The sequence below is a fragment of the Nonomuraea harbinensis genome, from assembly GCF_019396385.1.
GTDB lineage: Bacteria > Actinomycetota > Actinomycetes > Streptosporangiales > Streptosporangiaceae > Nonomuraea > Nonomuraea ferruginea.
This window is the reverse complement of the sequence record NZ_JAHKRN010000066.1, coordinates 1-25424: the sequence shown is the minus strand read 5'-3', so window position 1 is coordinate 25424 and position 25424 is coordinate 1. Positions and strand designations below refer to the sequence as shown.

Below are 25424 nucleotides of genomic sequence, written 5' to 3'. Positions count from 1 at the left end.
TCTCTCCCAAGCAATCCCCCCTCCCAAGGACATCAGAATCATGAGGCGTTGGATCCTCCCCGCGGCCGTCGCGCTGGCCGCGGCCCTACCCGCGACCCCCGCCGTGGCCCAGGCCGCCCCCGACCCGGCGCAGGCCGTCAAAGCGCAGCTGCGGCACGAGCGCGGGGTGCGCGTCGCCGAGATCTCGCGGACCGTGACCAGCAAGGCGTCCACCCGTACGCGCTACCACAGCGGCATCCAGCTCGCCCCGACCGGCCCGGTCGCCTCGTGGGCGGACGTCGAGGACGCCTCCGACACCCGCAGCCAGGACGGCGCGGGCGCCAAGCCCGGCCAGAAGGCCGCCGTGGGCACGTCCGTCTACACCTCCGGCGAGGCCGTCGCCGACCTGCTCCCCAAGGACAAGCTCTGGATCCGGGTGAAGCAGAGCGGCCACCCGAACCTCGCTCTGGGCACGGCCAGCAAGCAGACGATCAACGTGTTCGACCCGGCCGTGCTCAAGGCGGTGCTGAAGGGCAAGGGTGGCAAGGCGGTCACCGGCGGCCGTCACTACAAGGGCACGATCACGTACGCCAAGCTGTACGAGGCCGCGAAGGGCCACTACGGCAAGCTGTTCGACGGCGCCCCGCGCGGCGCCTTCGCCAAGACCGCGATCTCCTGGAAGCTCTGGACCGACGGCCGGGGCCTGCCCGTGCGGCTCTCGACCACCGAGCGGGCCACGTCCGGCGCGTACCGCACCATCGACACCCGCTACTCCAGCTGGGGCGAGCACCTCATCGTCACCGCCCCGGCCAGGGCCGAGGTCGTCGAGTGGAAGGACCGCAGCCGCCCCGGCACCGCGAACTCCGTGAACGACCTGGTCCTGACGGACGCGTACGCCGGCACCGGCCAGTCGTGAGGCGGTTCGTTCTCGCGGTTGTAACCGCCACGCTGGCCGCCCTGATCACGGCCCCGCCGGCCGCCGCCCGGACCGCCGCCCCCGACCCCGTCCGGGCGCTGCAGAAGCAGCTCAAGTCCGAACGCGGCGTCAAGCTGGTGGAGGTGTCCAAATCGGGCTTCGGCTCCTCCACCACACGCATCCGGGCCAAGAGCGGCGTCCAGCTCTCCCCGTCCGGCCCCGTAGCCACCTACACCTCCATGGAGCCCGTGGACGAAGAGGACGCCCCGGTCGAGATGCTCGCTTTTCCGCGGGGGGCATACCTCGGCGGAGAGGAGCTCGCGAAACTACTTCCCGACGGGAAGACCTGGGTGGGTCTCGAAGCGGCCAAGGGGATCACCATCAACCCCGTCGTCCTCGCCAGCATGCAGCCGATCCACGTGTTCGACCCTGCCGTGCTCAAGGCGACGCTGAAGGGCGAGCGAGCCAAGCCGGTCTCCGGCGGCTACTCCTACCGGGGCGTCGTGACGTACAAGGAGCTGTACGAAGCGTCGAAGTCCTTCTACGCCGCTCAGGTCGAAGGCCTCAAGCCCAGCGACTACGCCAAGAGGAAGGTCTCTTATCGGCTCTGGACCGACGAGAAGGGCCTGATCCAGCGCCTGCAGACGCAGGAGGCCATGGGTTCGGGCGAGCACAGGTACGTCGCCACCGCTGACACCCGCTTCTCCGACTGGGGGCACCCCCTGGTGATCTCGCCCCCGGCCGCGGACGAGGTGTTTCCCTACGAGGACTTGCAGAACCTGCGGGTGCCGCTGCCCGACCCGCTGGAGGACCCCCTGCTGAAGGACGGTCTCCTCGGGCTCCGCTAGTCGAGGGCCTTGCGGAGCCAGGATTCGACGCCCGCCACGTGGACGGTGGCCCAGGCACGGGCCACCTCCCCCTGGCGGGCGGCGATCGCCTCGTAGATCGCGGTGTGCTGCTCGCGGGTCTTGGCCAGCGCGCCCTCCTGGGTGAGGCCGCGCCAGATGCGCGCCCGGGTGGTCGGCCCCGACAGGCTCTCGATGAACGAGCAGAGCACGCTGTTGCCCGACCCGAGCGCGATCCGCTGGTGGAACCGCAGGTCGTTGGCGACCAGCTCCTCGATCGTCGGCTCCTCGGGCAGCGACTCCAGGATCACCCGCAGCTCGTCGATGTCGTCGTCCGTCATCAGCTCGGCGGCCATCGCGGTGGCGGCCGGCTCCAGGATGCGGCGCACCTCGAAGAACTGCAGCACCGTGTCGTCGCGGTGCAGGTCGAGAACGAACGACATGGTGTCGAGCAGCAGCCGGGGCTCCAGGCTGGTGACGTAGGTGCCGTCGCCCTGCCGTACGTCCAGGACGTTGATCAGGGCGAGCGCGCGCACCGCCTCGCGCAGCGAGTTGCGTGACAGCCCGAGCCGCTCGGCGAGGTCGGCCTCCTTGGGCAGCCTGTCTCCCGGGGCGACCTCGCCCGAGAGGATCATCTGCTTGATCTTGTCGATGGCCGCGTCGGTGACCGCCACGCTTTTCTCCCTAGACATCGGATGTCTACGATTCTAGGGCTTGGAAACGTACCCGATCGCCCCCCGGCAGGCGGCGGAGCACGCCGCGGACTTCCAGGGTGCGCAGGTGGGCGGCGGCCTCGCCGGCCGCCATGCCTCGCAGCATCGGCGGCAGCTCGGACCAGGGCCGGTTCCAGGTCATCATGGCGGCGGTCTCCCAGATGGTCAGCGGCTCCGCGCGCTCGGCCAGCAGGGCGAGGAGCCGTTCGAGCTTCTCCTCGTGATGGTGACGGATCTGCGCGGCCCGTGCCGCCACATCTGGAAATGTCCATTCATGAGCGGGCAGGGCGCCGAGCTCTCCCAGCTCGCCGACCCTGGTCAGCGACTCCAGGAAGTCGCCCAGCGGATCGACGTCGTCCCGGTCGAAGGGATAGATCCCGATGTGCGGGGTGATGCCGGGCAGGACGTGATCGCCGGTGAAGAGACGGTCGGCGTCCTCCAGGTGCAGGCAGACATGGCCGGGAGTGTGGCCGGGGGTGTGCACCACCCGCAGCTTCCTGCCGGGCAGGTCGACGAGGTCGCCGTCCCGCAGCCGCCGGTCCGCCGGCGCGGGCGGGTCCTGCCTGCCGTCGGCCGCCGGGCCCTCGGGCAGGTCCTCCGACGGCGCGCCGGCCCGGCGGAGCATGTCGACCTGGAAGGACCCGCGGACGTCCGAGGGGACGCCGTTCATCATGTCCACGATCGCCGCGTCCGCCTCGTGCATGGCGATCCAGGCGCCCGACTCCTCCCTGACCCTCCCGGCCAGCCCGGCGTGGTCCGGGTGGAAGTGGGTCACGACCACCCCGTGCACCGACGCCACGTCGATCCCCGCCGTCGCCAGCCCGTCACGCAGCGCCGCCCACGCCTCCGGGTGGTTCCATCCCGCGTCCACCAGCACCGGCCCGCGCGGGGACTCGATCGCGTACACGAGCGTGTAGCCGAGCGGGTTGCCGGGGATGGGCACCGGCACGCTCCACACCCCGAAGCCGAGGTCCAGCGGGCGCTGCTCGGCGTACGAACGACGGGTCACGCGAGACGCTCGATGATCGTGGCGGTGGCCAGGGCGCCGCCCGCGCACATGGTCACCAGCGCCGTCGAGCCGTCCGACCGTTCCAGCTCGTGCAGCGCCGTGGTGATCAGCCGCGCGCCCGTCGCCCCGACCGGGTGGCCGAGCGCGATCGCGCCGCCGTTGACGTTGACCCGGTCGAGGTCGGGCTCGTGCACCTGCGCCCAGGACAGCGCCACCGACGCGAACGCCTCGTTGACCTCGAACAGGTCGATGTCGCCGATCGTCATCCCGGCCGCGGCCAGCGCCTTCGCGGTCGCGTCCACCGGCCCGTCCAGGTGGTAGTACGGCTCCGCGCCGACGAGCGTCTGGGCCAGGATCCGCGCCCGGGGGCGCAGCCCGTGGCGTGCGGCGGCCTCCCTGCTCATCAGCAGCACGGCGGCGGCGCCGTCGGAGATCTGCGAGGAGGTGCCGGCGGTGTGGAGCCCTTCCTCGCCGAGCACCGGCTTGAGCCGGGCCAGCCCTTCAGCCGTGGTCTCGCGCAGCCCCTGGTCCCTGGTGACGGTCCCGACGGGGACGATCTCGCGCTCGAACCGCCCGTCGGACCACGCCTTGGCGGCCCGCCGCTGGGACCGGGCGCCGAACCAGTCGAGCCGCTCCCGGGTGAGCCCCCGCCGCCGGGCGATCCGCTCCGCGGCCGTGAACTGGTCGGGCAGGTCGATGCTCCAGTCGTCGGGCCGCGGGTTCGCCGGCAGCACGTTGCTGCCGAGCGGCGCCCGGCTCATCACCTCGACGCCGCAGCCCACGCCGACGTCCATCACTCCGGCCGCGATCATGGCCGCCGCGAGGTGCACCGCCTGCTGGGAGGAGCCGCACTGGGCGTCGACGGTGGTCACGCCCGTCCGGTAGGGGAGACCGGCGTAGAGCCAGGCGTGCCTGCCCACGTGGCCGCCCTGCTCGCCCGCCTGCGTCACGCATCCCGCGAACACCTGCTCGACCAGCGCGGGATCGATCCCGGCCCGCTGGATCAGCCCGTTGAGCGCGGTGGCCAGCACCTGCTGCGGTTTCAGCTCGGCCAGCCAGCCGCCGCGCTTGCCGATCGGGGTGCGGACGGCCTCGACGATGACGGGTGTGCGCACAGTCTCCTCCAGAACGTTACTCTGGTCGCGACTGTAACTTGTTCTACTTTGATCCGGAAGCCCCGGCGGGCAACGAGGCGGGCAGCCCGAACCGCGCGAACATCCCCGGCTCGAAGAACATCGCGACATGGCTGACCTGCGGCCCGTCGAAGTCGAGCACCTGCAGCGCGAACTCCCGATAGATGTCGCCCTCGCGCAGATAGAGGGCGAACGCCTCCTGCCCGTTGGCCCGTGCCGGAACCAGCCGCAGATCCTCAGGCGCCTCTGCGGGGCACTGCGCTTGCACGAGCCGGGCGATGTCTTCCGCGCCCTGGTACCACCCGTCGAAGGGGGGCATCTCGAAGACCGCGTCCTTGGTGAACAGCTCGACGATCGCCCCGACGTCGTAGGACTCGAACGCCTCGACGTAGCGGTCGAGCTGCTCGCGCTGGTCCGGAGTGAGCGGCTCCGGCCGGTCGTCGAGGCTCGGCGCGACCTGCTCCAGCTGGGCGCGGGCGCGCTGGAGGACGCTGTTGACCGCCGTGGTCGTGGTGTCGAGCACCTCGGCCACCTCGGCGGCCCGCCACTTGAGCACGTCACGCAGGACCAGCACCGCCCGCTGGCGCGGCGGGAGGTGCTGCAGGGCCGCGACGAGCGCGAGCCGGATGCTCTCGCGGGCGGTGACGATCGCGGCCGGGTCGTCGCCGCCCGCGCCCACCATCCCGTCGGGGACGGGCTCCAGCCACGGCACCTCGTGCCGCTCCACCAGCGGCGCGGTCGGCTCGGACGCCGGCGCGCCCAGCCCGGTCGGCAGCGGCCTGCGCCCGCGGCTGTCGAGCGCGGTCAGGCACTGCGTGGTGGCGATGCGGTAGAGCCAGGTGCGCAGCGACGAGCGGCCCTCGAACCCGTCGTAGTGGCGCCAGGCCCGCAGGTAGGTCTCCTGCACCAGGTCCTCGGCGTCGTGCACCGAGCCCATCATGCGATAGCAGTGGGCGAGCAGCTCCCGGCGCATCGGATCGGCCTGCCGGAGGAACTCCTCGTTAGATGGCCTCTCGGTCATACAGTCCTGTATAGACGACGCCACCGACAGATCGCTTACGCGCAGGTCAGGGTCAGTGCGGCACGGTCAGGACGATCTTGCCGGTGGTGCGGCCGGTCTCGCCGAGTTCGTGCGCCTTGGCCGCGTCCCGCAGCGGCAGCACGGCGGCCACCTCGGGGCGCAGTCTGCCCGCCTCCATCAGCGCCGCAAGCGCGCGCATGGCGGCGTGGTCCGGCTCGACCAGCATCACCGCCGACCTGACGCCCAGCGCCGCCGCCTCGTCGTGCACGCCCTCGTCCATCACCGACAGGGGCAGCGTGACGATCGTGCCGCCCCGGCGCATGGTGCGCAGCGAGCGCCGCCCGTAGTCGCCGCCGATGCCGTCCAGCACCACGTCCACGTCGCCGACGACCTCGGCGAAGTCGAGCTCGCGGTAGTCGACCAGCTCGTCCGCGCCGAGCCCGCGCAGGAACCCGTGTTTGGCCGCGCTCGCCGTGCCGATCACGTACGCGCCCCGCGCCTTGGCGATCTGCACCGCGAAGTGGCCCACCCCGCCGGCCGCGGCGTGGACGAGGACCCGCTGCCCGCCCCTGAGCCCGGCCACGTCCACCAGCGCCTGCCACGCGGTCAGCGCGGCGAGCGGGACGGCCGCCGCGTGCACGTGGTCGACGCTGGGCGGCTTGCGGGCGAAGTGACGGGACGGCGCGGTGACGTACTGGGCGTAGGCGCCGTTGCCGTACGGGTAGCGCAGCATGCCGAACACCTCGTCGCCCGGCTCGTACAGGGCCTGGCCGAGGCCGGAGCCCTCCACCACGCCCGAGACGTCGTACCCGAGCGTGAACGGCGGCTCGCCCAGCAGCCCGCCCGTGGCGCGCGTCTTCCAGTCGGTCGGGTTGACGCCGGTGGCCTCCACCCGCACCAGCACCTCGGTCGGGCCGGGCACCGGCTTGTCGGTTTCCGTCATCTTCAGCACCTCAGGGCCGCCGAGCGCGTCCTGAGTGATCGCAAGCATCCTCATGCGTACCAGCTTGCGCCTTCTGTCCCCGTACGGACGAGAGGTCGGAAAGCCGACATCCGCAAAAATCCGGCCAAACGACGCCAGACCTTCAGGCACCGCGCCATGATCCGGAAGGTCCCGGTGGCCCCGAATGGCCGACGAGCGTGACGGGGCCCGCCCTCCGGCGACACGAACCGGTTGACCTTGCAGACCATGGTGCCCAGCCCGTACCGGAGTACGGGGATGCCAGGTGCGCGTCAGGCCGAGCGGGAGGAGTCGCCGGACCGCTGAGAGCGCCCCGGCGGGTCAGAGGCCGGCGAGCAGGCGGTCGGCGGCGAGCTCGATGCGGCGCTGGATCTGGTCGTGGGTGCGGCGCCCCCGGAGGATCTCCAGGAGCTCCTGGACCCACACGCTCGCCAGCGAGCCCGCGAGGGCGAGCTGCTCCTCGGTGGCCTGCTCGGGGGTGGTGCCCGTGGAGACGCGCAGCAGGAGGCCGGCCATGCGGTCGCCCAGCGGGATCTCGACGTCGTCGGCGAGGATGAGCGAGCGGATCAGCGCGTCGGCCAGCTCGGGCTCGCGCATGAGCCCCCTGGTGGCCCGCATCAGCACGTCGACCGCGCGTCCCGGCGGGGTGGCCGCGCTCGGCGGGCGCCGCTCGATGCTGCTCTCCAGCAGGTCGATCTCCTCGCCGACGACGGCCACGACGAGGTCCATCTTGGACGGGAAGTAGCGGTAGAGCGTGCCGAGCGCCACGCCTGCCCGCTCGGCGACGGTGCGCATCTGCATGGCCTCGACGCCGCCCCGCGAGGCGAGGGCCGCGGCGGCCTGGACGATGCGCTTGCGGCGCTGGTGCTGGCTGCGCGAGCGGGCGCCCTGGCCGTCGGGAGAGGATCCGCCGGACGTGAGGCCGTCGGGTGTGAGGTCGTGCTCCATGGTCCCCTCAGGGTGGGTGGGGGGTGTGGCGATGGCTCCGCGAGTGGCCGCCTGCGGGGTACGCATAAGAACACGTTATCTGATTTCCCGATGCCCCGGCTTGTTACTCGCCGGTCACAAAGAAGGCCTATCAGTGCATGTCTTCCCGGTTACGCGGATATATCGAGGATTATTCGGATTAATTGGCACTGGACAGATATTGGAATCTGTTCTAGTTTTCGATTCGGTTGACCGAGCGCTTGGTGGAGGGCAGATGGACTTCGGCCTTGACGAGACCCAGGAAGCCCTGCGGGACCTGGCCGCCGGCCTGCTCGCCAAGGAGGCGAGCCAGGAGCGGCTGGAGGCGCACGAACGCGGCGGCGCACCGTACGACGAACGGCTGTGGCAGGCGCTGCGCGAGGCCGGGCTGACCGCGATCTGCGTGCCGGAGCACGCGGGCGGCGCGGGGCTGGGGCCCGTCGAGATGGCGGTGGTGCTGCGCGAGGCCGGTGCGCGGGCCGTGCCTGGCCCGCTGGCCGCCACCCTGGTGAGCACCCTGGCCGCGAGCCGGTACGGCACCCCTGACCAGCAGAAACGGCTGACCGGCGCCGCCGTCTCCACGGTCGCCATCAGGGAACCGGGCGGGGCCCTGGCCGACCCGCCCGCCACCACCGCCGAGCGGAAGGCGGGCGGCTGGGCGCTGACCGGCCGCAAGTGCGGCGTCGCCTACCCCGACGGCGACCTGCTGGTCACCGCCGACGAGGGCCTCTTCCTGGTCCGCGCCGCATCGACGGCCGAGGCGACCGCCCCGGCGTCCGGGATCGCCCCGGCGGGTGAGGCCGCCGTGGTCGCGGTGTCGGAGTTCGCCTCGACGGGGGAGGTCGTCGCGACGGTGACGTTCGACGCGGCACCGGCGGAGCGGGTCGCCGGTCCGGAGGCGGTGGAGGGGGTGCGCCATCTCTATACGGCCGCGACGGCGGCGCAGGCGTCCGGGGTGCTGGCCGGGGCGCTGCGGCTGACCACCGAGCACGTCAGGGACCGCAGGCAGTTCGGCCGCGCGCTGGCCGAGTTCCAGGCCGTCACCACGCAGGTCGCCGACGTCTACATCGCGGCGCGGGCGCTCGACGTCGCCATGTGGTCCGGGGCCTGGCGGCTGGCCGAAGGGCTGCCCGCTGAGGAGGACCTGGCGCTGGCCGCGTACCACACGAGCGAGGCGGCCCGCGCGCTCTACACCTGCCAGCACCTGCACGGCGGGCTGGGGCTCGACGTGACGTACCCGCTGCACCGCTACTTCGCGCACGCCAAGCACCTGGCGCACCTGCTCGGCGGCGCCGACGCCCAGCTCGACCTGATCGGAGCGCTCGCCTGATGCTCATCGACCTGACCCCAGAACAGCGCCGGCTCCAGGGTGAGCTGCGCGCGTACTTCGCCGCCTGCCTGACTCCCGAGGAGCGCGCCAAGATCGCCGAGGACCCGTTCGGCGAGGCGTACATGGCCCACTGCCGCCGCCTGGGCCGCGACGGCAAGCTGGGCCTCGGCTGGCCGGAGGAGTACGGCGGCGCCGGTCTCGGCCCCATCGAGCAGCAGATCTTCGCCAACGAGATCGCCCGCGCCGGCGTCCCGTACCCGCTCATCTCCGTGCAGACCGTCGCACCGACGATCATGCAGTACGGGACGCGGGAGCAGAAGGAACGGTTCCTGCCGAGCATCCTCGCGGGAGAGTGCCACTTCGCGATCGGCTACACCGAGCCCGAGGCCGGCACCGACCTCGCGTCGCTCCGCACCACGGCCGTGCTGGACGGCGACCACTACGTGGTGAACGGCCAGAAGATCTTCACCAGCGGCGCCCACTACGCCCAGTACATCTGGCTGGCCGCCCGCACCAACCCCGACGCGAAGAAGCACAAGGGCATCACCATGATGATCGCCTCCACGGACGACCCCGGCTTCTCCTGGACGCCGATCACCACCATGGACGGCCGCCACCACACCAACGCCACCTACTACACCGACGTCCGCGTCCCGGTCGACATGGTGGTCGGCGAGGTCGACAAGGGCTGGGACCTGATCGTCAACCAGCTCAACCACGAGCGCGTCACGCTCGGCCCGGCCGGGAACCTCGCCCAGATCCACGACCGCCTCCTGGCCTGGGCCCGCCGCGCCGGGCTGGCCGACCAGCCCGACGTGCGGCGCGTGCTCGGCCGCGTCCGGGCTTTCTCCCGTACGAACGAGCTGCTGAACTGGCAGGTCGCGGCGAACATGGACCTCGGCTGGCTGGGCGCGCCCGACGCCTCCGCCACCAAGATCTACGCCTCCGAGCGGATGCAGGAGGCGGGACGGCTCGTCGGCGAGATCCTGGCCCGCTACGGCGACCCGGCCGATCCGGAGACGGCCGCGCTGATCGAGGTGACCGACCGGGGTGTCAAGGGCGGCCTGGTGCTCACCTTCGGCGGCGGCGTCAACGAGGTGCAGCGGGAGCTTATCGCCATGCTCGGGCTGAGCCTGCCCAGGCCGCCCCGGTGACGGCGCTGGTCCCGGCTTCGCCCGGGGCCGGTCAGGGCTTGAGGATCATCGGCACCGAGAAGAACACGATCATCGCGATCGCCACGCAGATCAGGAAGCCGATCAGCTCCCATGCCCAGTCGTGGTGACGGTTGCGGCGCTTCTTCTTCTTCTTTCTGTTCTTGGCCGGGGACGGCTTGCGACCCTTCTGCGCCTGCGGCTTCCGAAGGGCGGGACGCGGCTTCGTCGCCAGCGGATCCGCCTTCTCCCCGCCACCCGCCGTACGAAGTTGTCCGGACTCGCCCGTACGTGACCCATCCGTACGGGAGTCGGGCTTGAGGGCGTCAGCCGTGGGGGAGTCGGCGGGGGAGGGCTTCGCCGGCTGGGGGCGGAGGTCCTGGATCGGGGGCGTCTCCGGCTCCGGGGCTGAAGGGGCGGCCGGCATGCGGTAGACCGGCTCCCTGGGCTGGGCGCGTGGGGTGAACAGCGGCCCGGCCTCGCGGGCGGGGCCCGGCTGGGCGAGGAAGTCGCCGGTCATGGGAGCCGCCATGTCCGGGAGGCCGCCGACCGCCGTGCTGGTGCCGCCCGGGTCGTCGAGCACGTCGCCGCCGGTCAGGAAACCGGTGGGCGCGGCCATCGGCGGCTCGCCCATACCGGGCTTCGCCCCCCGCGGCGTCGGCCGGCCGGGAGCGAACTGAGCGGGACCGGGCTGAGCGGGACCGGACGGCTGAGCGGGACCGGACCTGCCGGGGCCCGGCTGAGCAGCGCCGGGCTGAGCAGGACCGGGCTGAGCAGGACCGGGCTGGGAAGGCCGCCGGGGGCGGAAGGCTTCGAAGGGGGTCGGACGGGCCTCGAAGGGCTTCAGCGAGGCGGGGTTCCCCCTCAGGCGCTCGAAGGGCGCCGAGGACCCGGGGTTCGAGCGCAGGGCGTCGAAGGGCGCTGAGGACGCCGGGTTCGAGCGCAGGGCGTCGAAGGAGGCCGGGGACGCGGGGTTCGAGCGCAGGGCGTCGAAGGGGTTCGCGCGGAGGGCGTCGAAGGAGGCCGGGCCCTCGCGTACGTCGTCGCGGAACTTGGGCATCGGCGTCGTGGTCGCGTCGTGGTCGGGGACGCGCGACGGCGAGGGGGGCCTGAGCAGGTCGCGGGGGAAGAGGACGGTCGTGGTCGCCGGGTCGGCCGTGCCGAGGGGCTGCGGCCAGGCCGGCGGCACGGGCCAGCGCGGCTTGACGAACAGCGGCGCGGGATCGGCGGTGCTGGAGCCGGCCAGGTGGATGCGGAGGGTGCCGGGTGGTTCGGGCCACGGCAGGCGGCCGAAGACGTCGCGCAGCGGCGCGACCGCCAGCGCGCTGTAGACGTCGGCCACCGGCTTCGAGCCGCCCGCCCCCGTCGCGGCCAGCGCCATGTTGAGTATCTGCCGGAACCGGTGGGCGGCGCTGAGCGCCAGCTCCTCCGCCGTGTCGGCCGCCACGTCGAGCACCCAGGCGAGCTCGGCCAGGTCGAGCCCGCAGACGTGGCCGAGCACGAGCACCTCGCGCTGCTGCGGCCGCAGCTCGCGCAGGATGCGCTCGACCAGCGCGGACACGGGGTCGGTCAGCGGATCGACGACCGGCGGCGCGTAGACGACGTCGCGCCGGTGGATCTCCCGGCGGGCGAACGCGTACAGGGCGGCCCGGGGAGGATCCTCCGGCGCGCTGGTGAGGACGGACTCCAGGACGTCGGCCGCCGAGCCGAGATCGCCGAGCTGGTCGGCACAGTAGACGAACAGCCCGGCGGCGTGACCGTCGTAGAGCTCGGCGATCTGCTCGCGACGGGAGCGCTGATCGGTGAGCGGGTGTGTCACGTTGACCGGTTCCTCTTAATAGCAAGGGCGGACGCTGAGGGGGAGGGGGTGCGCCGGTGAATCTGGAGGTTGTGGAGGCAATCATGCCAACAATCCCTGGTGGAGCGCACTACCGAAGGGCGAATTACTGGGGAATCGCAGGTCGGTGAAGCGGTTCAGTTCGGACCCGCTAGGACAGAGGGGGATGGATCGCCGTAGTCTGTGGGTTCAAGAGATCATGCGGCGGTCGTGGCAGGGGGTCGCGGCCCTGCTCGATGCGGGAGGTCGCGCGTGATCACTTTCGATGCTGTCACCAAACGCTATCCGGACGGGACGGTCGCCGTGGACCGCCTCGGCCTGGAGGCGCGCACGGGGGAGATCACCGTGCTCGTCGGCCCCTCGGGGTGCGGCAAGACGACGTCGCTCCGGATGATCAACCGGATGATCGACCCCAGCGAGGGCCGGATCCTGCTCGACGGCGCTCCCGTGGACACCGTCGATCCCCCGGTGCTGCGCCGCGGCATCGGATACGTGATCCAGCAGGCGGGCCTCTTCCCGCACCGCAAGGTCGTCGACAACGTCGCCACCGTCCCGTACCTGCTCGGCTGGAACCGCAAGCGGGCCCGCGGCCGGGCCATGGAGCTGCTTGAGCGGGTCGGCCTGGACCCCGCGATGGGCGAGCGCTACCCGTTCCAGCTGTCCGGCGGGCAGCAGCAGCGGGTGGGGGTGGCCAGGGCGCTGGCCGCCGACCCGCCCGTGCTGCTCATGGACGAGCCGTTCAGCGCGGTCGACCCGGTGGTCCGCACGAACCTCCAGGACGAGCTGATCAGGCTCCAGGCCGAGCTGAACAAGACCATCGTGTTCGTCACCCACGACATCGACGAGGCGATCAAGCTCGGCGACCGGGTGGCGGTGCTGCGCGTGGGCGGCAAGCTGGCGCAGGTCGCCGACCCCAAGACGCTGCTGACGGAGCCCGCCGACGACTTCGTGCGCGAGTTCCTCGGCCGCGACCGGGGGATCCGCCGCCTGCAGTTCGTCTCCACGGGCGGGCTGCGCCTGCGCACCGACCTGACCGTGCGGGAGGGCGCCGACGGGCGGGGCGACGAGCCGTGGCTGCTCGCGCTCACCGCCGAGGGACGGGCCGCCGGCTGGCTGGCGCGCGGCCGGCCGGGCGAGCTGGGGCCCGCGGGCACGTTCCGCCACGGCCGCGACTCCATGCGCGCGGCGCTGGACGCGGCGCTGCTGTCCCCGTCGGGGCACGCGGTGGCGGTGGACGAGCAGGACAAGGTCGTCGGGGTGGCCACCCGGCAGGCGCTCGACGAGGCGCTGACGGAGGCCGTCCATGGGTGACGGGCCTCCCTCACTCTGGGAGTGGATCGCCCGCAACTGGGACACCGGGCGGGCCGGCAGCATCAGGGACCTGCTGAGCGACCACCTGCTGATGTCGCTGGTGCCGATCGTCGCCGGGCTGGCGCTGGCCCTGCCGCTCGGGCTCGCCTGCATCCGGTGGCGGTGGCTCTACCAGCCCACCGCGGCCGTGTTCAACGTGCTCTACGCGCTGCCGTCGCTGCCGCTGTTCATGCTGCTGATCTCGGTCACCGGGCTGTCGCCGGTCACCGTGATCATCCCGCTGATCTTCTACGCGATGGCCGTGCTCATTCCCGCCGTGGTCGACGGGATCCGCGCGGTGCCCGAGCACGTCCGGCAGTCGGCGGTGGCGATGGGCTTCACGCCGCTGCGCCGGCTGGTGCAGGTGGAGCTGCCGATCGCGGCGCCGGTGGTGATCGCCGGGCTGCGGGTGGTGGCCGTCTCCAGCATCAGCCTGGTCAGCGTGGGCGCGCTGATCGGGCAGGGCGGGCTGGGCATGCTGTTCACCCGCGCCTACCAGAACCCGTTCCTGCCGCCGGTCGTCGTCGGCATCGGGCTGATCGTGCTGCTCGCGCTGGTCGCCGACGGGCTGCTGGTGCTCGCGCAGCGGCTGCTGACGCCGTGGGAACGGGCGAGGAGGGCGACGTGAACTGGCTCGTCGACTTCTTCGGCGACCCCGCGCACTGGTCGGGGCCGTACGGGATCCCGGTGCGGCTGCTGGAGCACCTGGAGTTCTCCGCGCTGGCCCTCTTCCTGGCCACGCTGGTCGCGGTGCCGCTCGGGCTGCTGATCGGTCACACCGGCAGGGGCCACCTGGTCGTGGTGGTCTCCGCGAACCTGGCCAGGGCGATCCCCACGCTGGGCGTGCTGGTGCTGTTCGTGCTGCTGCTCGGCACCGCGTCGATCTGGCCGGTGATCATCCCGCTGGTGCTGCTGGCCGTGCCGCCGATCCTGGTCAACACCTTCGAGGGGATCAGGGGGGTGGACCCCGAGCTGCGGGACGCCGCGTACGGGATGGGGCTGCGTGGCGGGCAGGTTCTGGGGCAGGTGCTGGTGCCGGTGGCGCTGCCGCTGATCCTGCTGGGGCTGCGGCTGTCGGCCATCCAGGTGGTCGCGACCACGACGGTCGCGGCCTACACCGGTCTGGGCGGGCTCGGGCGGTTCGTTATCGACGGTTTCGCGACACAGGATTACGCGAGCGTCTTCGGGGGTTCTGTGTTGATTGTGCTGTTCGCGCTCGTGGTGCAGGTCGGATTCACGCTCGTACAGAGAGTGACCGTCTCCCCGGGCGTGAGCCGGCGACTGAAGGTACGTGACAGTGGTGCAACCTCCCGCTAGAAGGGGAAACAACTGATGAGACGCATGTTCGGCACCGCGGCGGTGCTCCTGTCCGCGGCGCTCGCGCTGGCCGGCTGTGGCGGCGGCGGTGACAACCCGCTCCAGAGCACGGCCGCCACGCCGACCGGGTCGGCTTCCGGCGGGGGGACTGTCGTGATCGGGTCGTTCGACTTCGACGAGAGCGTGCTGCTCGCGTCGATCTACGCCCAGGCGCTGGAGGCCAAGGGCGTGCAGGTGGAGGAGAAGCCGCGGATCGGCAGCCGCGAGGTCGTCTACGACCAGGTGAAGGGCGGCGGGCTGACGATCGTGCCCGAGTACAACGGCAACCTGCTCGCCTACGTCGACAAGGAGAACACCGCGGCGACCGCCGAGGAGATCAACGCCGCGCTGAAGGAGAAGCTGCCGCCCGAGCTGGAGGTGCTCGACTCCTCCCCGGCCGAGGACAAGGACACCCTCTCGGTCACCAAGGAGACGGCGCAGAAGACCGCCACCATGGACGACCTGGCCAAGGTGTCGAAGGACATGGTGGTGGGCGGCCCGCCGGAGTTCAAGGACCGCTGGGAGCAGCGTTTCAAGGACGTGTACGGGATCGAGTTCAAGGAGTGGAAGCCGACGGGGCCCACGACGGCCGACGCCATCAAGGACGGCTCCATCCAGGTGGGCAACGTCTTCAGCACCGACCCGAAGATGACCATCAACGAGCTGGCGCCCCTTGAGGACACGAAGAACATCTTCCCCGCCCAGAACGTGACCCCGCTGGTCCACAAGGCCACGGTGGACGACACGGTCAGGACGACGCTCAACGGCGTCTCCGCCAAGCTGACGACGGACTCGCTGCTCGACATGATGCAGAAGATCTCCGTCAACAAGGACGAGCCCGCCACGGTGGCCGGGGAATGGCTGACCTCGAACGGCCTCGGCTGACCCGCCCCGCCCGGATCCGGGGGGCCGGGCGGTGAGCGAGTTCACCGACGCCATGGCGCAGCTCGCGGCGGGCGTTTCGGTCGTCACCGTGCGCGACGGGCGCGACGACGTGGGCGTCACCGTCTCCACGCTGATGTCGGTGTCGCTGGACCCGCCGCTGATGCTCGTCAGCCTGGGCAGCGGGGGCTACGTCAACGAGGTGCTGCTGCGCCAGGACCGGTGGGCGTGCTCCCTGCTGTCGTCAGGCCAGGCGGCGATGGCCAGCCGGTTCGCGGCGGCGGGCCGGCCGAGCGCCCGCCACCTGGTGGCGGGCGTCCCGCACCATCGGGGCCCGCACTCGGACGCGATCGTCCTGGACGGCGGCGTCGCCGCCCTGGAGGCGGAGACCACGCGCGTGGTGCCGGCGGGCGACCACACGCTGTTCGTGGCCCGGGTCCTGGCCGTCGACTACGTGGCCCCGGGCCTGCGGCCTCTCATCCGCCTGCGCGGCCGCTACCGCGCGGTCGGCGCCTAGCGGATCGTGTACCAGGCGGGGAGCGCGAGCGGACCGGTCGCCGGGAGGCCGAGCTCGGCGGAGAGCCTGGCCAGCGGGCCCCAGGAGTCCAGGCGCACCCTGGCCAGGGCCGCGGCCTTGTCGTCGCTGGACTCGGGGCCGCGCAGGCGCTCCAGCGGGTTGAGCCTGGGATAGACCCGGACCGGGGCGTCCTCGGCGAGGCCGACCCGCTTCCTGGCCAGCTGCAGCGCGTCCTCCAGCCCGCCCAGCTCGTCGACCAGGCCGCCCGCCCGCGCGTCCGCGCCCGTCCAGACCCGGCCGCGGGCCAGCTCGTGGGCGCGCTCGCGGCTCAGGTCACGGGCCTCGGCCACCTTGCCCACGAAGTCGTCGTAGATCCTGTCGAGCCAGGCGTTGACCCGCTCCCACTGCTCCGGCGAGAAGCCGCGCGAGGTGGAGAACATGCCCGCGTTCGCGCCCTGGGCCACGTGGTCGGTGTCCACGCCGAGCTTCTCCAGCAGCTCCGACAGCACCGGCTTGCCGCCGAGCACGCCGATCGAGCCGGTGAGCGTGCCCGGCTGGGCCACGATCACGTCGGCGGCCATCGAGACGAAGTAGCCGCCGGAGGCCGCCACGTCGCCCATCGACACGATCACGGGCTTGACCTTGCGCGTCAGCACCACCTCACGCCACACCGTGTCGGAGGCCACGTACGAGCCGCCCGGGCTGTCGACGCGGAACACCACGGCCTTGACGTGCTCGTCGCGGCGGGCGGCGCGCAGCGCGGCGCTGATCGTGTCGGAGCCCATCGCGCCGCCCCCGCCGAGCGGGCTGCGGCCGCTGCGGCCGGTGCGGATCGCGCCGTCGCCGTGGACGAGCGCGATGCCGTCGGCGGCCGGATGCGGCAGCTTCTTGACGGCCGACGCCCGGTGGTAGCGGGACACGTACTGCAGCAGGGAGTCCTCGCCGGCGGCGCGCTTGACCTCGCCGTACACCTCGTCCCGGTAGGCCAGGCCGTCGACCAGCCCGGCGTCCACCGCCTCGGCGCCGATGAACGGGCCGCGGTCGATCAGCTCGCGCACCTTGCCGGGGTCGAGCCGGCGGCCGTCGGCGATGCCGGCCACGATCTGCTCGGTGATGGACTCGACGATCCGGGCCATCGACTCGCGGTGCGGCTCGGTCATGTGGTCCTGGGTGAAGGTGTTGGCCGCGGTCTTGTACTCGTGGCGCTGGCCGATCTCGTAGTCGACGCCGAGCTTGCCCAGCGCGTTCTTGAGGAAGCGCTGCTCCAGGACCACGCCGGTGAGCCCCACGTCGCCACTGGGCTGCAGGTAGACCCGGTCGAAGGCGCTGGCCAGGAAGTACGGGATCGTGCCGGCGCCGAACTCGCCGAACGTCTCGGCGAAGGCCACGGTCCGCTTGCCGGAGGCGCGGAACTCGACGACGGCCTGGCGCAGCTCCTGGACGGTCGCCAGCCCGATCGGATTGCCGCCGATCTTCACGATCAGCGCCTTGACCCGGGAGTCCTGCCGGGCCCGCTTGAGCCCGGCCAGCACGTCGGACAGGCGGGGCTTGCGCATGGACAGCAGCGCGGCCAGCGGGTCTGAGGGCGGCCCCTGGGTGAGCCCCTCGGTGAGGTCGAGTTCAAGTACGAGCGGAGCGGTGCGCCGCTGCCGGAGCTTCTCGACGGTTTCGAAGATCGCCTTGCCTGGGTCCATAGAGCCACCCTAAGCGGCAGAAGTCGGGCGCGTGTGTCCAACTCCTGCCAAGTGGGGCGGCTCAGCCCTGCGTGACAGCCGAGGTCGCGCGGCCCAGGTCGATGCGCGGCGTGCCGACGCGCCGGGAGGAGGCGCTGTAGACGACGGACCGGCCGGTCTCCTGGAGCCGCCGCAGGATCTGGGCCGCGTCGAGCGCCGGGTACGCCTGCTTCATCACCGCGAACGCCCCCGCCACGTGCGGCGCGGACATCGACGTGCCGCTCATCGGCGCGTACGTGTCGTCCGGCACCGAGGACTCGATCGTCACGCCCGGCGCGAACAGGTCGAGCAGCGCGCCCCGGTTGGAGAAGACGGCGACCGCGTCGGCGTCGTCGGTGGCGCCCACCGTGACCGCGCTGGAGATGCACGCGGGCGAGGCGACGCCGTCGCGCGCGCTCCCGTTGCCGGCCGCCACCACGGGCGCGACGCCCAGGTTCAGCAGCGTGTCGAACTGGCCCTTGAGCGCCGACGCCTCCGGGTCGGCGTCGCAGTGCGCCTGGAAGGGGCCGCTGCCGCCGAAGCTCATGTTCACCGAGGCCACGTTGTACGTCCTGGCCACGCGGGTGACGTAGTCCAGCGCCAGCTTCTGGTCGGAGGTGTAGGTGACGAAGCAGGGGGCCTGGGCGCCGACCCCGCCGCAGCCCGTGGCGGTGTCGACCCGGCTGAAGACCTGGATGGGCAGGACCGCCGCGTCGGGGGCGACCCCGTTGCCGGGGGCGCCGGGCGCGTTCCGGCCCGCGGCGATGCCGGCCACGTGGGACCCGTGGCCGCACTGGTTGACGCCGCGCGACATGCAGCGCGGGATCGCGGTGTCCGCCGCACCCGGCCCGGTCTGGGAGTCCTCGCCGCTCGGGCACAGGGACACGGACCCGGTGCTCGCGTCGGTGGTGGAGAAGCAGGCCTGGTCCACGATGCGGCCGGCCAGGAACGGATGGTCGCCGTCGATGCCCAGGTCCAGGACGGCGACGGTGGCGCCGCGGCCCGTCCAGCCCTCCGCGTTGGCCCGGTCCGAGCCGATCACCCGGGTGCTGTCGGCCAGAAAGGGCACGCTCGGCCGGTCCGCGTACACGGCCTGCACCCGGGGGTCCCTGCGCAGCTCGGCGAGGGTGGCGGCGTCGACCTCGGCGACCAGGAAGCCCGCCGAGGCGGACGACTCCAGCACCTTGGCGCCGGCCGAGGCCCGCTCGACGTCCGTGGCGACCTTGCCCACCGGCTGGCCTGGCCGCAGCTCGACGATGGAGCGGACCTTCTTCTCGGACCTGATCTGCTCGACCAGGCCGTTGCCGACGGTGGGACCGTCGCTGACAGGAGTTCCGGCGTTCCCCGCGGGCGCCGTGCCCACGATCGTCGTCAGCGCGACCGCGCAGGCGAGCACAGAGCGAGATCCCACGGGTTTCCTCCGAGATGTCAAGCGGACGACACGGCGGATAGCTCCCCGGTCGTGTCGTCCGTGACGCCTCGGTTTTCTAGCCTTTTACCGGGATTTGATCACCTTGGTGGCAGCTTTCTTGAGCGCGGCATTCGTGGGCTTCTTGGCCAGCCGCACCTTCTCTGAGGATTTGAGGGTCTTGGTGCCGTTCACGCCGTGCGCCCAGTTGAGCCAGCCGGTGAGCAGCGCGCTGTCCAGCCTGCGCTTGGCGGTCTTGGTGTTCTTGATCACCCGGTACGCCTTGCCCAGCGACGAGGCCTTGGTCAGCTCGGGGAAGACCTTGCTGGCCTTGCCCACCAGCTTCAGATAGCAGGTGAGGGTCTCGTCGCTCATCGTGCCGCTGCCGCGGTGGATCTCCTTGGCCCACTGCTTGGCGGTCAGCCGCTTGGCCGCGGTGCCCCTGGTGCAGACCGGCGCGGCCTTGGCGGCCGGGGTCGGCGTGACGGTGATCGTGACCGTGACGGTGACCGTCGGCAGCGGCACCGGCGTCGGGTCGTCGGACGGCTGCTCCGGCTCGGGGGTCGGGCCGCTGCCCGTCGGGTCGGGCTGGGGGCTCGGGTCCGGGTCGGCCGGGTCCGGGTCCCCCGGACCAGGATCGGCCGGGTCGGGGGCGGCCGGCGGGCTCTGGCTGATCTCCGGCTGCGGCGTGCCGCCCGTCACCGCCGCCGCCACGTCCAGCCGCGGCGTGCGCACCTCGGCGCCGTCGACCTGGTAGACGTACGGCCTGCCGGTCGACACGAGCTTGGCGATCAGGTCCGGCATCGGCGTGTCCGGCGACTGCGCCTTCAGCAGCGCCAGCGCGCCCGCCACGTGCGGGGTGGCCATCGAGGTGCCGCTGTAGGTGGTCATCTGGTCGTCCGGCACCGACGACTCGATGTCCACGCCGGGCGCGAACAGGTCGAGCAGCGCGCCCCGGTTGGAGAAGTCGGCGATGGCGTCGCCGTCGTCGTTCGCCCCGACGGCCACCGCGGAGCTGATGCAGGCGGGGAACGTGGCGCCCTCGAAGTACTCGTTGCCGGCCGCGACCACGGTCGCGACGCCCTTGGCGAGCAGCGCGTCGATCTTCGGCTTGAAGACCCGCGCCTCCTCGCTGTCGTCGCAGCTCGTCTCGTACGGCATGCCGCCCAGGCTCAGGTTCACCGCCGCGATGGGCTCGGTGAGCGAGGCCACGTGGTCCAGGGCCAGCCGCAGCGACGACTCGTACGCCAGCAGGCAGGCGGCCGCGCCGCACAGGTCCTCGTCGTTGACCCGGCTGAACACCTGCACCGCGACGATCCCCGCGCCGGGCGCGACGCCGCCGGTGCCCGCGGCGATGCCGGCCACGTGGGTGCCGTGGTCGCACAGGTTCGTCCCGTCCAGCAGGCACTTGGCGGTGGTGGCGTCGGCCGAGCCGGCGCCGACCTGGCTGGTCTGGCCGTTGGGGCAGAGCGACTCGACGCCCGCGTCCACGGCGGAGAAGCAGGCCTCGGCCACCACCCGGCCGCTCAGGAACGGGTGGTCGAGGTCGACGCCGGTGTCCAGGATCGCGATGTTCTGTCCGGCCCCGGTGTGACCGGCGGCGTGCGCCTGGTCGGCCCCGATCTGCGCGATGCTGGAGGCCAGCGCGGGCGGGTAGGCGCGGTCGCGGTGGATGGACGTCACCCGGGGGTCCTCGGCGAGCGCGGCCAGCTCCTCGGCCGTGCCCTCGACCACCATGAACGGCTGGGCCTGAGGCTGCAGCAGCACCTCGACGCTGCCCTCGGCGGCCTTGGCCGCCATCGGGGCGTGCTGGGCGGGGTCGGTCAGCTCGACGATGGCGCGCACGCTGCCGCCGTCGACGGCTAAGCCCTCCTCGACCTTCTCTTCGGCGCTCGCGGTGGAGGCGGGGGTGGGGGTCGGCGTTAAATCGTCGGCGAACGCCGGCGCCGCGGGGAGCAGCGCCAGCATGATCGCGGTGGCGATCAGGGGGCGAAGTCGCACCGGCTTCCTCCGAGGAGACATGATCTCGGAGTTTAAGGTGATTTGTCAGGACCGGACAGGCCCTGCCGCTCCTTTCTCACCAGACTTTCAGGCACCAGTCAGGAAGGCGGAGAGGTCAGCCAGACCGCGCCCATCGGCGGCACCCGCAACGTCGTCGAGTAGCGCAGCCCGTGCCACGGCTCGTCGACCGCCTCCACCTCGCCCATGTTGCCCACGCCGCTGCCCCAGTACTCGTAGGCGTCGGTGTTGACCGCCTCCGCCCAGCGCCCCCCGTACGGGAGACCGAGCCGGTAGTTCTCGTGCGCCGAGCCGCTGAAGTTGACCACGCACGCCACCGCGGACCCGTCCTTCGCGTACCGCAGGAACGAGAACGTGTTGCCCGGCGCGTCGTCGGCGTCGATCCACCGGAAACCCTCGGGCCTGGTGTCCTGCTCCCACAGCGCCGGGGTGTCCTTGTAGAACCGGTTGAGGTCGCGTACCAGCCTCTGCACGCCCTGGTGGCCGTCGAACTCCAGCACCCACCAGTCGAGCCCGCGCTCCTCCGACCACTCCGAGCCCTGGCCGAACTCGCCGCCCATGAACAGCAGCTGCTTGCCCGGATGCGCCCACATGAACGCCAGCAGCGCGCGCAGCTGGGCGAAGCGCTGCCACTCGTCGCCGGGCATCTTGCCCATCAGCGAGCCCTTGCCGTGCACCACCTCGTCATGGGAGAGCGGCAGGACGTAGTTCTCCGAGTAGGCGTAGATGAGGGAGAACGTCATCTGATGGTGGTGGTACTGCCGGAAGATCGGCTCGTGCCGGAGATACTCCAGCGTGTCGTGCATCCAGCCCATGTTCCACTTGAACCCGAAGCCGAGCCCGCCCAGGTGCACCGGCCGTGACACCCCCGGCCAGGCGGTCGACTCCTCGGCCACGGTCGCGATGCCGGGCGCCTCCCGGTAGCAGACCGAGTTCATCTCCTTGAGGAACTCGACCGCGTCGAGGTTCTCCCGGCCGCCGTAGACGTTGGGGGTCCACTCGCCCTCCCGCCGGGAGTAGTCGAGGTAGAGCATCGAGGCCACCGCGTCCACCCGCAGGCCGTCGATGTGGAACTCCTTGAGCCAGTAGAGCGCGTTGGCGACCAGGAAGTTGCGCACCTCGCGGCGCCCGAAGTCGAACACGTACGTGCCCCAGTCGGGGTGCTCGCCCCTGGCCGGGTCGGCGTGCTCGTAGAGCGGGGTGCCGTCGAAGCGGGCCAGCGCCCAGTCGTCCATCGGGAAGTGCGCCGGCACCCAGTCGAGCACCACCCCGATGCCCTTGGCGTGCATCCGGTCGACGAACGCGCGGAACTCGTCGGGGGTGCCGAAGCGGGCCGTCGGCGCGTAGTAGGAGGTCACCTGGTAGCCCCACGACCCGCCGAACGGGTGCTCGGCCACCGGCAGCAGCTCCACGTGCGTGAAGCCCAGGTCGGCCACGTACTCGGAGAGCTGGTCGGCCAGCTCCAGATAGGACAGGCCGGGCCGCCACGAGCCCAGGTGGACCTCGTAGATGCTCATCGGCCCGTTGCGCGGCTGCTCGTCGCGCCGCCCGGCCATCCACTCCTCGTCGGCCCAGACGTAGTCGGACTGCTCGACGACCGAGGCGGTCTGCGGGGGCAGCTCGGTCCTGCGCGCCATCGGGTCGGCCTTGTCGCGCCACACGCCGTCGGCGCCCAGCACCTGGTACTTGTAACGTTCGCCCGCGCCGAGGCCGGGGACGAACAGCTCCCACACCCCCGAGCGGCCCAGCGAGCGCATCGGGTAGGCGGTGCCGTCCCAGTGGTTGAAGTCGCCGATCACCCGGATGCCGCGGGCGTTGGGCGCCCAGACGGCGAACGCCGTGCCCGGCGTGTCCTGGTGTTCCATCACGCGGGCGCCGAGCACCTCCCACAGCCGCTCGTGCCGCCCCTCGCCGATCAGGTGCAGGTCGACCTCGCCCAGCGTGGGCCAGTGCCGGTACGGGTCGCGCGTCTCGTGCGCCTCACCGCCGGGATAGCGCACGCTCAAGGTGTACGAGGGAACCTTGTCCAGACCGGGGACCGTGGTCTCGAACACGCCGTGGGCCACGTGCTTCATGTCGTGCGCGGTGCCGTCGTCCAGCACCACGCGGACCCGTTCGGCGAGCGGGCGCAGCGCTCGGAAGGTCACCCCACCCGCTCCTGGGTGGGCGCCCAGCACGGAATGCGGATCGTGGTGCGCCCCGCCCGCGAGGCGGTCGAGCTCTGTCCTCATCGGCATGCTCCCAACACTGCCCTATGGCGACCGTCCATCTGTGGCACTGCCCGCATTCACCCCGACAATCACCGAAAGTGCGGAATCTTGGGTTTATCGGGGATTGACCTCAAGCGTGGTTGGGTTTTTAGCGTTCCATGCATGGACATACAACAGCGTGCGGGAAAGCGGGAGTGGATCGGCCTGGCCGTCCTCATCCTCCCGACCCTGCTGCTCTCGATAGACGTGACCGTGCTGCACCTGGCCGTGCCCGCGCTGAGTGAGGACCTCCGGCCCACCGGGGCGCAGCTGCTGTGGATCAACGACATCTACGGGTTCCTGATCGCCGGGTTCCTCATCCCCATGGGCACGCTGGGCGACCGGATCGGGCGCAGGCGGCTGCTGCTGATCGGGGCCGCGGCCTTCGCGCTCGCCTCCGCCGCGGCCGCGTACGCGCCGAGCGCCGAAGTGCTCATCGCCGCCCGCGCCGCGCTGGGCGTGGCGGGCGCGACGCTCATGCCCTCGACACTGTCGCTGATCCGCACCATGTTCCACGACCCCGCCCAGCGGACGACCGCGATCAGCCTGTGGATGGTCGGCTTCACCGGCGGCATGGTGATCGGGCCGCTGCTCGGCGGGTCACTGCTGGAGACCTTCTGGTGGGGGGCGGCGTTCCTGCTCGGGGTGCCGGTGATGGCCGTGCTGCTGGTGGCGGGGCCGCTGCTGCTGCCCGAGTACCGCTCGCCCGCCGTGGGCCGGATCGACGCGCCCAGCGTGGTGCTGTCGGTGGCGGCCGCGCTCGCGGTCACCTACGGGGTGAAGGAACTGGCCGCCGGCGGGGCGGGCGCCGTCGCGCCGCTCTCCCTGGTGGCGGGGACGGCGCTGGCGGTGGTCTTCGTACGAAGGCAGCGCGGGCTGGCCGAACCCCTGCTCGACCTGCGGCTGTTCGCCGAGCGGCGCTTCTCCGGGGCGCTGGGCACGCTGATGCTGGTCATCCTGGTGGGGCCGGGGATCGGCCTGCTGACGGCGCAGTACCTGCAACTCGTGCTCGGCCTGTCGCCGCTGGAGGCCGGGCTGTGGACGCTGCCCAACGCGGTGGCGATCATCTTCGGGTTCGTGGCGACCCCGGCGCTGGCGCGGCGGGTCCGGCCCGCGGTCCTCGCGGCCGGGGGACTGGTGCTCGGCGCGGCAGGGGTCCTGCTCCTCACGATGGCGGGCACGTCGGGGCTCGCCGCGCTGGTGACCGGGCAGACGCTGTTCTTCCTGGGCGGCTCGCCGCTGCTCGTGCTGGGCATCGACATCGTGGTCGGCGCGGCGCCGCCGGAGCGCTCCGGCTCGGCGGCGGCGCTGTCGGAGACCGCCCAGGAGTTCGGCGGCGCGGCCGGGCTGGCCGTCTTCGGGAGCATCGCCGCCGCCGTCTACCAGGCCCGCCTGCGCGTACCGGAGGAAGTCCCCGCGGAGGCGGCGGCAGCGGCCCGCGACACCCTGGGCGGCGCCATGGCCGTCGCGTCCGGTCAGCCCGCCTCCGTCGCCGCCACGCTCGCGGAGGCGGCCAGGGCCGCCTTCACCACGAGCCTCACGGTCACGGCGGCGGCCGCCTCGGTCGTCCTGCTCGCCGCGGCGATCCTGGCGGCCACCGCCCTGCGCCACGTCCCCCGGCTCGGCTCCTCGCCCGACGGTTCGTAACCGGATCGAAGGTAAAGAATTCGTGCGGGATCCCCCCATGTCATAGGGGATCCCGTCGCCGGGGCCCGTCCCGCGCTTGCCCTTTCCCTTGCGCGACGATTACCTTCGGACCCATCGATGGCACGCGCTTGAGCAGCGCTTTTAGGTAAGCCCCCGCGCGTTGCCGATGAATTGCCGAGACCGCGCCCACCCGCGCACATTGCGGGAACACGGCGCGGCCGCCGAATCCGCCCTCTGGCGGAACCGGGGACCCACCTTTCTCTGGGGTGAATCGGTCGCTCTTCACCAAGGGCGCACCGTAGGGCACTTCCACGCCCGAACCCGACAGCTAACCCGGTAGGCGGCATGGAAGCAAGGAGCAATCCCCGAGCATGGTCAAGCACATCTTCGATCGCATCCCGTCCACCTCCCGCCTGGCCCTGG

21 protein-coding genes and 1 riboswitch are annotated in these 25424 nt (G+C 72.0%); of the genes, 10 read left to right on the top strand and 11 right to left on the bottom strand.

Annotated features, from left to right (window positions below; all coding sequences use genetic code 11):
* The first annotated feature begins 40 nt into the window (after positions 1 to 40).
* Together KME79_RS39730 and KME79_RS39725 are read left to right on the top strand one after the other, a co-directional pair.
* Positions 41 to 895: a hypothetical protein gene (locus KME79_RS39730; protein ID WP_219551005.1), complete on the top strand. Its 855-nt coding sequence runs from the start codon at positions 41 to 43 to the stop codon at positions 893 to 895.
* Complete coding sequence (locus tag KME79_RS39725) at positions 892 to 1743, top strand: hypothetical protein (protein ID WP_219551003.1); 852 nt, start codon at positions 892 to 894, stop codon at positions 1741 to 1743. Before KME79_RS39730 ends, KME79_RS39725 begins: the two co-directional genes overlap by 4 nt.
* Here KME79_RS39725 and KME79_RS39720 read toward each other — a convergent pair.
* From KME79_RS39720 to KME79_RS39695, 6 genes are all read right to left on the bottom strand, one after another.
* Positions 1740 to 2414 carry a FadR/GntR family transcriptional regulator gene (locus KME79_RS39720; protein ID WP_148029411.1) on the bottom strand — a complete coding sequence of 225 codons (675 nt, stop codon included), beginning with the start codon at positions 2412 to 2414 and terminating at the stop codon, positions 1740 to 1742. The two genes, KME79_RS39725 and KME79_RS39720, sit on opposite strands and share 4 nt — an antisense overlap.
* Positions 2415 to 2439: 25 nt before the next feature.
* Positions 2440 to 3462, bottom strand: a complete 1023-nt coding sequence (locus tag KME79_RS39715; RefSeq protein WP_219551001.1) for an MBL fold metallo-hydrolase — start codon at positions 3460 to 3462, stop codon at positions 2440 to 2442.
* A complete protein-coding gene (locus KME79_RS39710) occupies positions 3459 to 4577 on the bottom strand; it encodes a steroid 3-ketoacyl-CoA thiolase (protein WP_219550999.1) in 1119 nt (372 codons plus the stop codon). Before KME79_RS39710 ends, KME79_RS39715 begins: the two co-directional genes overlap by 4 nt.
* 43 nt (positions 4578 to 4620) lie before the next feature.
* Positions 4621 to 5616, bottom strand: coding sequence for a sigma-70 family RNA polymerase sigma factor (locus KME79_RS39705; protein ID WP_219550997.1), 996 nt, complete (start codon positions 5614 to 5616; stop codon positions 4621 to 4623).
* 52 nt (positions 5617 to 5668) lie between these two features.
* On the bottom strand, positions 5669 to 6607 hold the full coding sequence (locus KME79_RS39700) for an NADP-dependent oxidoreductase (RefSeq protein ID WP_219551041.1): 939 nt from the start codon (positions 6605 to 6607) through the stop codon (positions 5669 to 5671).
* Between the two features lie 291 nt (positions 6608 to 6898).
* Positions 6899 to 7525, bottom strand: coding sequence for a TetR family transcriptional regulator (locus KME79_RS39695; protein WP_219551039.1), 627 nt, complete (start codon positions 7523 to 7525; stop codon positions 6899 to 6901).
* A gap of 253 nt (positions 7526 to 7778) precedes the next feature.
* Between KME79_RS39695 and KME79_RS39690 the strand changes: the two genes are divergently transcribed.
* Together KME79_RS39690 and KME79_RS39685 are read left to right on the top strand one after the other, a co-directional pair.
* A complete protein-coding gene (locus KME79_RS39690; RefSeq protein WP_219550995.1) occupies positions 7779 to 8873 on the top strand; it encodes an acyl-CoA dehydrogenase family protein in 1095 nt (364 codons plus the stop codon).
* Positions 8873 to 10027, top strand: a complete 1155-nt coding sequence (locus KME79_RS39685; protein ID WP_219550993.1) for an acyl-CoA dehydrogenase family protein — start codon at positions 8873 to 8875, stop codon at positions 10025 to 10027. Before KME79_RS39690 ends, KME79_RS39685 begins: the two co-directional genes overlap by 1 nt.
* Before the next feature lie 31 nt (positions 10028 to 10058).
* On the opposite strand, the gene KME79_RS39680 is transcribed toward KME79_RS39685, so the two are convergent.
* Entirely contained in the window at positions 10059 to 11843 is a 1785-nt protein-coding gene (locus KME79_RS39680; RefSeq protein ID WP_219550990.1) for an RNA polymerase sigma factor, read from the bottom strand.
* Positions 11844 to 12113: 270 nt separating this feature from the next.
* Between KME79_RS39680 and KME79_RS39675 the strand changes: the two genes are divergently transcribed.
* The 5 genes from KME79_RS39675 to KME79_RS39655 are packed head-to-tail and all read left to right on the top strand — an operon-like array spanning position 12114 to position 15966.
* Complete coding sequence (locus KME79_RS39675; RefSeq protein WP_219550988.1) at positions 12114 to 13172, top strand: ABC transporter ATP-binding protein; 1059 nt, start codon at positions 12114 to 12116, stop codon at positions 13170 to 13172.
* Positions 13165 to 13839: an ABC transporter permease gene (locus KME79_RS39670; RefSeq protein ID WP_148029419.1), complete on the top strand. Its 675-nt coding sequence runs from the start codon at positions 13165 to 13167 to the stop codon at positions 13837 to 13839. Before KME79_RS39675 ends, KME79_RS39670 begins: the two co-directional genes overlap by 8 nt.
* Positions 13836 to 14528 carry an ABC transporter permease gene (locus tag KME79_RS39665; RefSeq protein WP_148029420.1) on the top strand — a complete coding sequence of 231 codons (693 nt, stop codon included), beginning with the start codon at positions 13836 to 13838 and terminating at the stop codon, positions 14526 to 14528. Before KME79_RS39670 ends, KME79_RS39665 begins: the two co-directional genes overlap by 4 nt.
* Positions 14529 to 14543: 15 nt before the next feature.
* A complete protein-coding gene (locus KME79_RS39660; RefSeq protein ID WP_219550986.1) occupies positions 14544 to 15452 on the top strand; it encodes an ABC transporter substrate-binding protein in 909 nt (302 codons plus the stop codon).
* A 31-nt stretch (positions 15453 to 15483) separates the two neighbouring features.
* Positions 15484 to 15966, top strand: coding sequence for a flavin reductase family protein (locus tag KME79_RS39655; protein ID WP_261808325.1), 483 nt, complete (start codon positions 15484 to 15486; stop codon positions 15964 to 15966).
* On the opposite strand, the gene sppA is transcribed toward KME79_RS39655, so the two are convergent.
* The 4 genes from sppA to glgB all read right to left on the bottom strand — a co-directional run bounded on the left by sppA (position 15963) and on the right by glgB (position 23336).
* Positions 15963 to 17660 carry a signal peptide peptidase SppA gene (gene sppA, locus KME79_RS39650; RefSeq protein ID WP_219550985.1) on the bottom strand — a complete coding sequence of 566 codons (1698 nt, stop codon included), beginning with the start codon at positions 17658 to 17660 and terminating at the stop codon, positions 15963 to 15965. The genes KME79_RS39655 and sppA overlap by 4 nt on opposite strands.
* Before the next feature lie 61 nt (positions 17661 to 17721).
* Positions 17722 to 19089, bottom strand: coding sequence for a S8 family peptidase (locus KME79_RS39645; RefSeq protein WP_219550983.1), 1368 nt, complete (start codon positions 19087 to 19089; stop codon positions 17722 to 17724).
* Between the two features lie 84 nt (positions 19090 to 19173).
* Complete coding sequence (locus KME79_RS39640; protein WP_219550981.1) at positions 19174 to 21087, bottom strand: S8 family peptidase; 1914 nt, start codon at positions 21085 to 21087, stop codon at positions 19174 to 19176.
* A gap of 98 nt (positions 21088 to 21185) precedes the next feature.
* Positions 21186 to 23336 carry a 1,4-alpha-glucan branching protein GlgB gene (gene glgB / locus KME79_RS39635; RefSeq protein WP_219550979.1) on the bottom strand — a complete coding sequence of 717 codons (2151 nt, stop codon included), beginning with the start codon at positions 23334 to 23336 and terminating at the stop codon, positions 21186 to 21188.
* A gap of 141 nt (positions 23337 to 23477) precedes the next feature.
* On the opposite strand from glgB, the gene KME79_RS39630 reads away from it, so the two are divergent.
* The gene (locus KME79_RS39630; protein ID WP_148029426.1) at positions 23478 to 25001 is read left to right on the top strand and encodes an MFS transporter; all 1524 of its coding nucleotides are present in this window, start codon (positions 23478 to 23480) and stop codon (positions 24999 to 25001) included.
* A gap of 209 nt (positions 25002 to 25210) precedes the next feature.
* Positions 25211 to 25359: riboswitch (cyclic di-AMP (ydaO/yuaA leader) on the top strand.
* Positions 25360 to 25424: the final 65 nt, after the last annotated feature.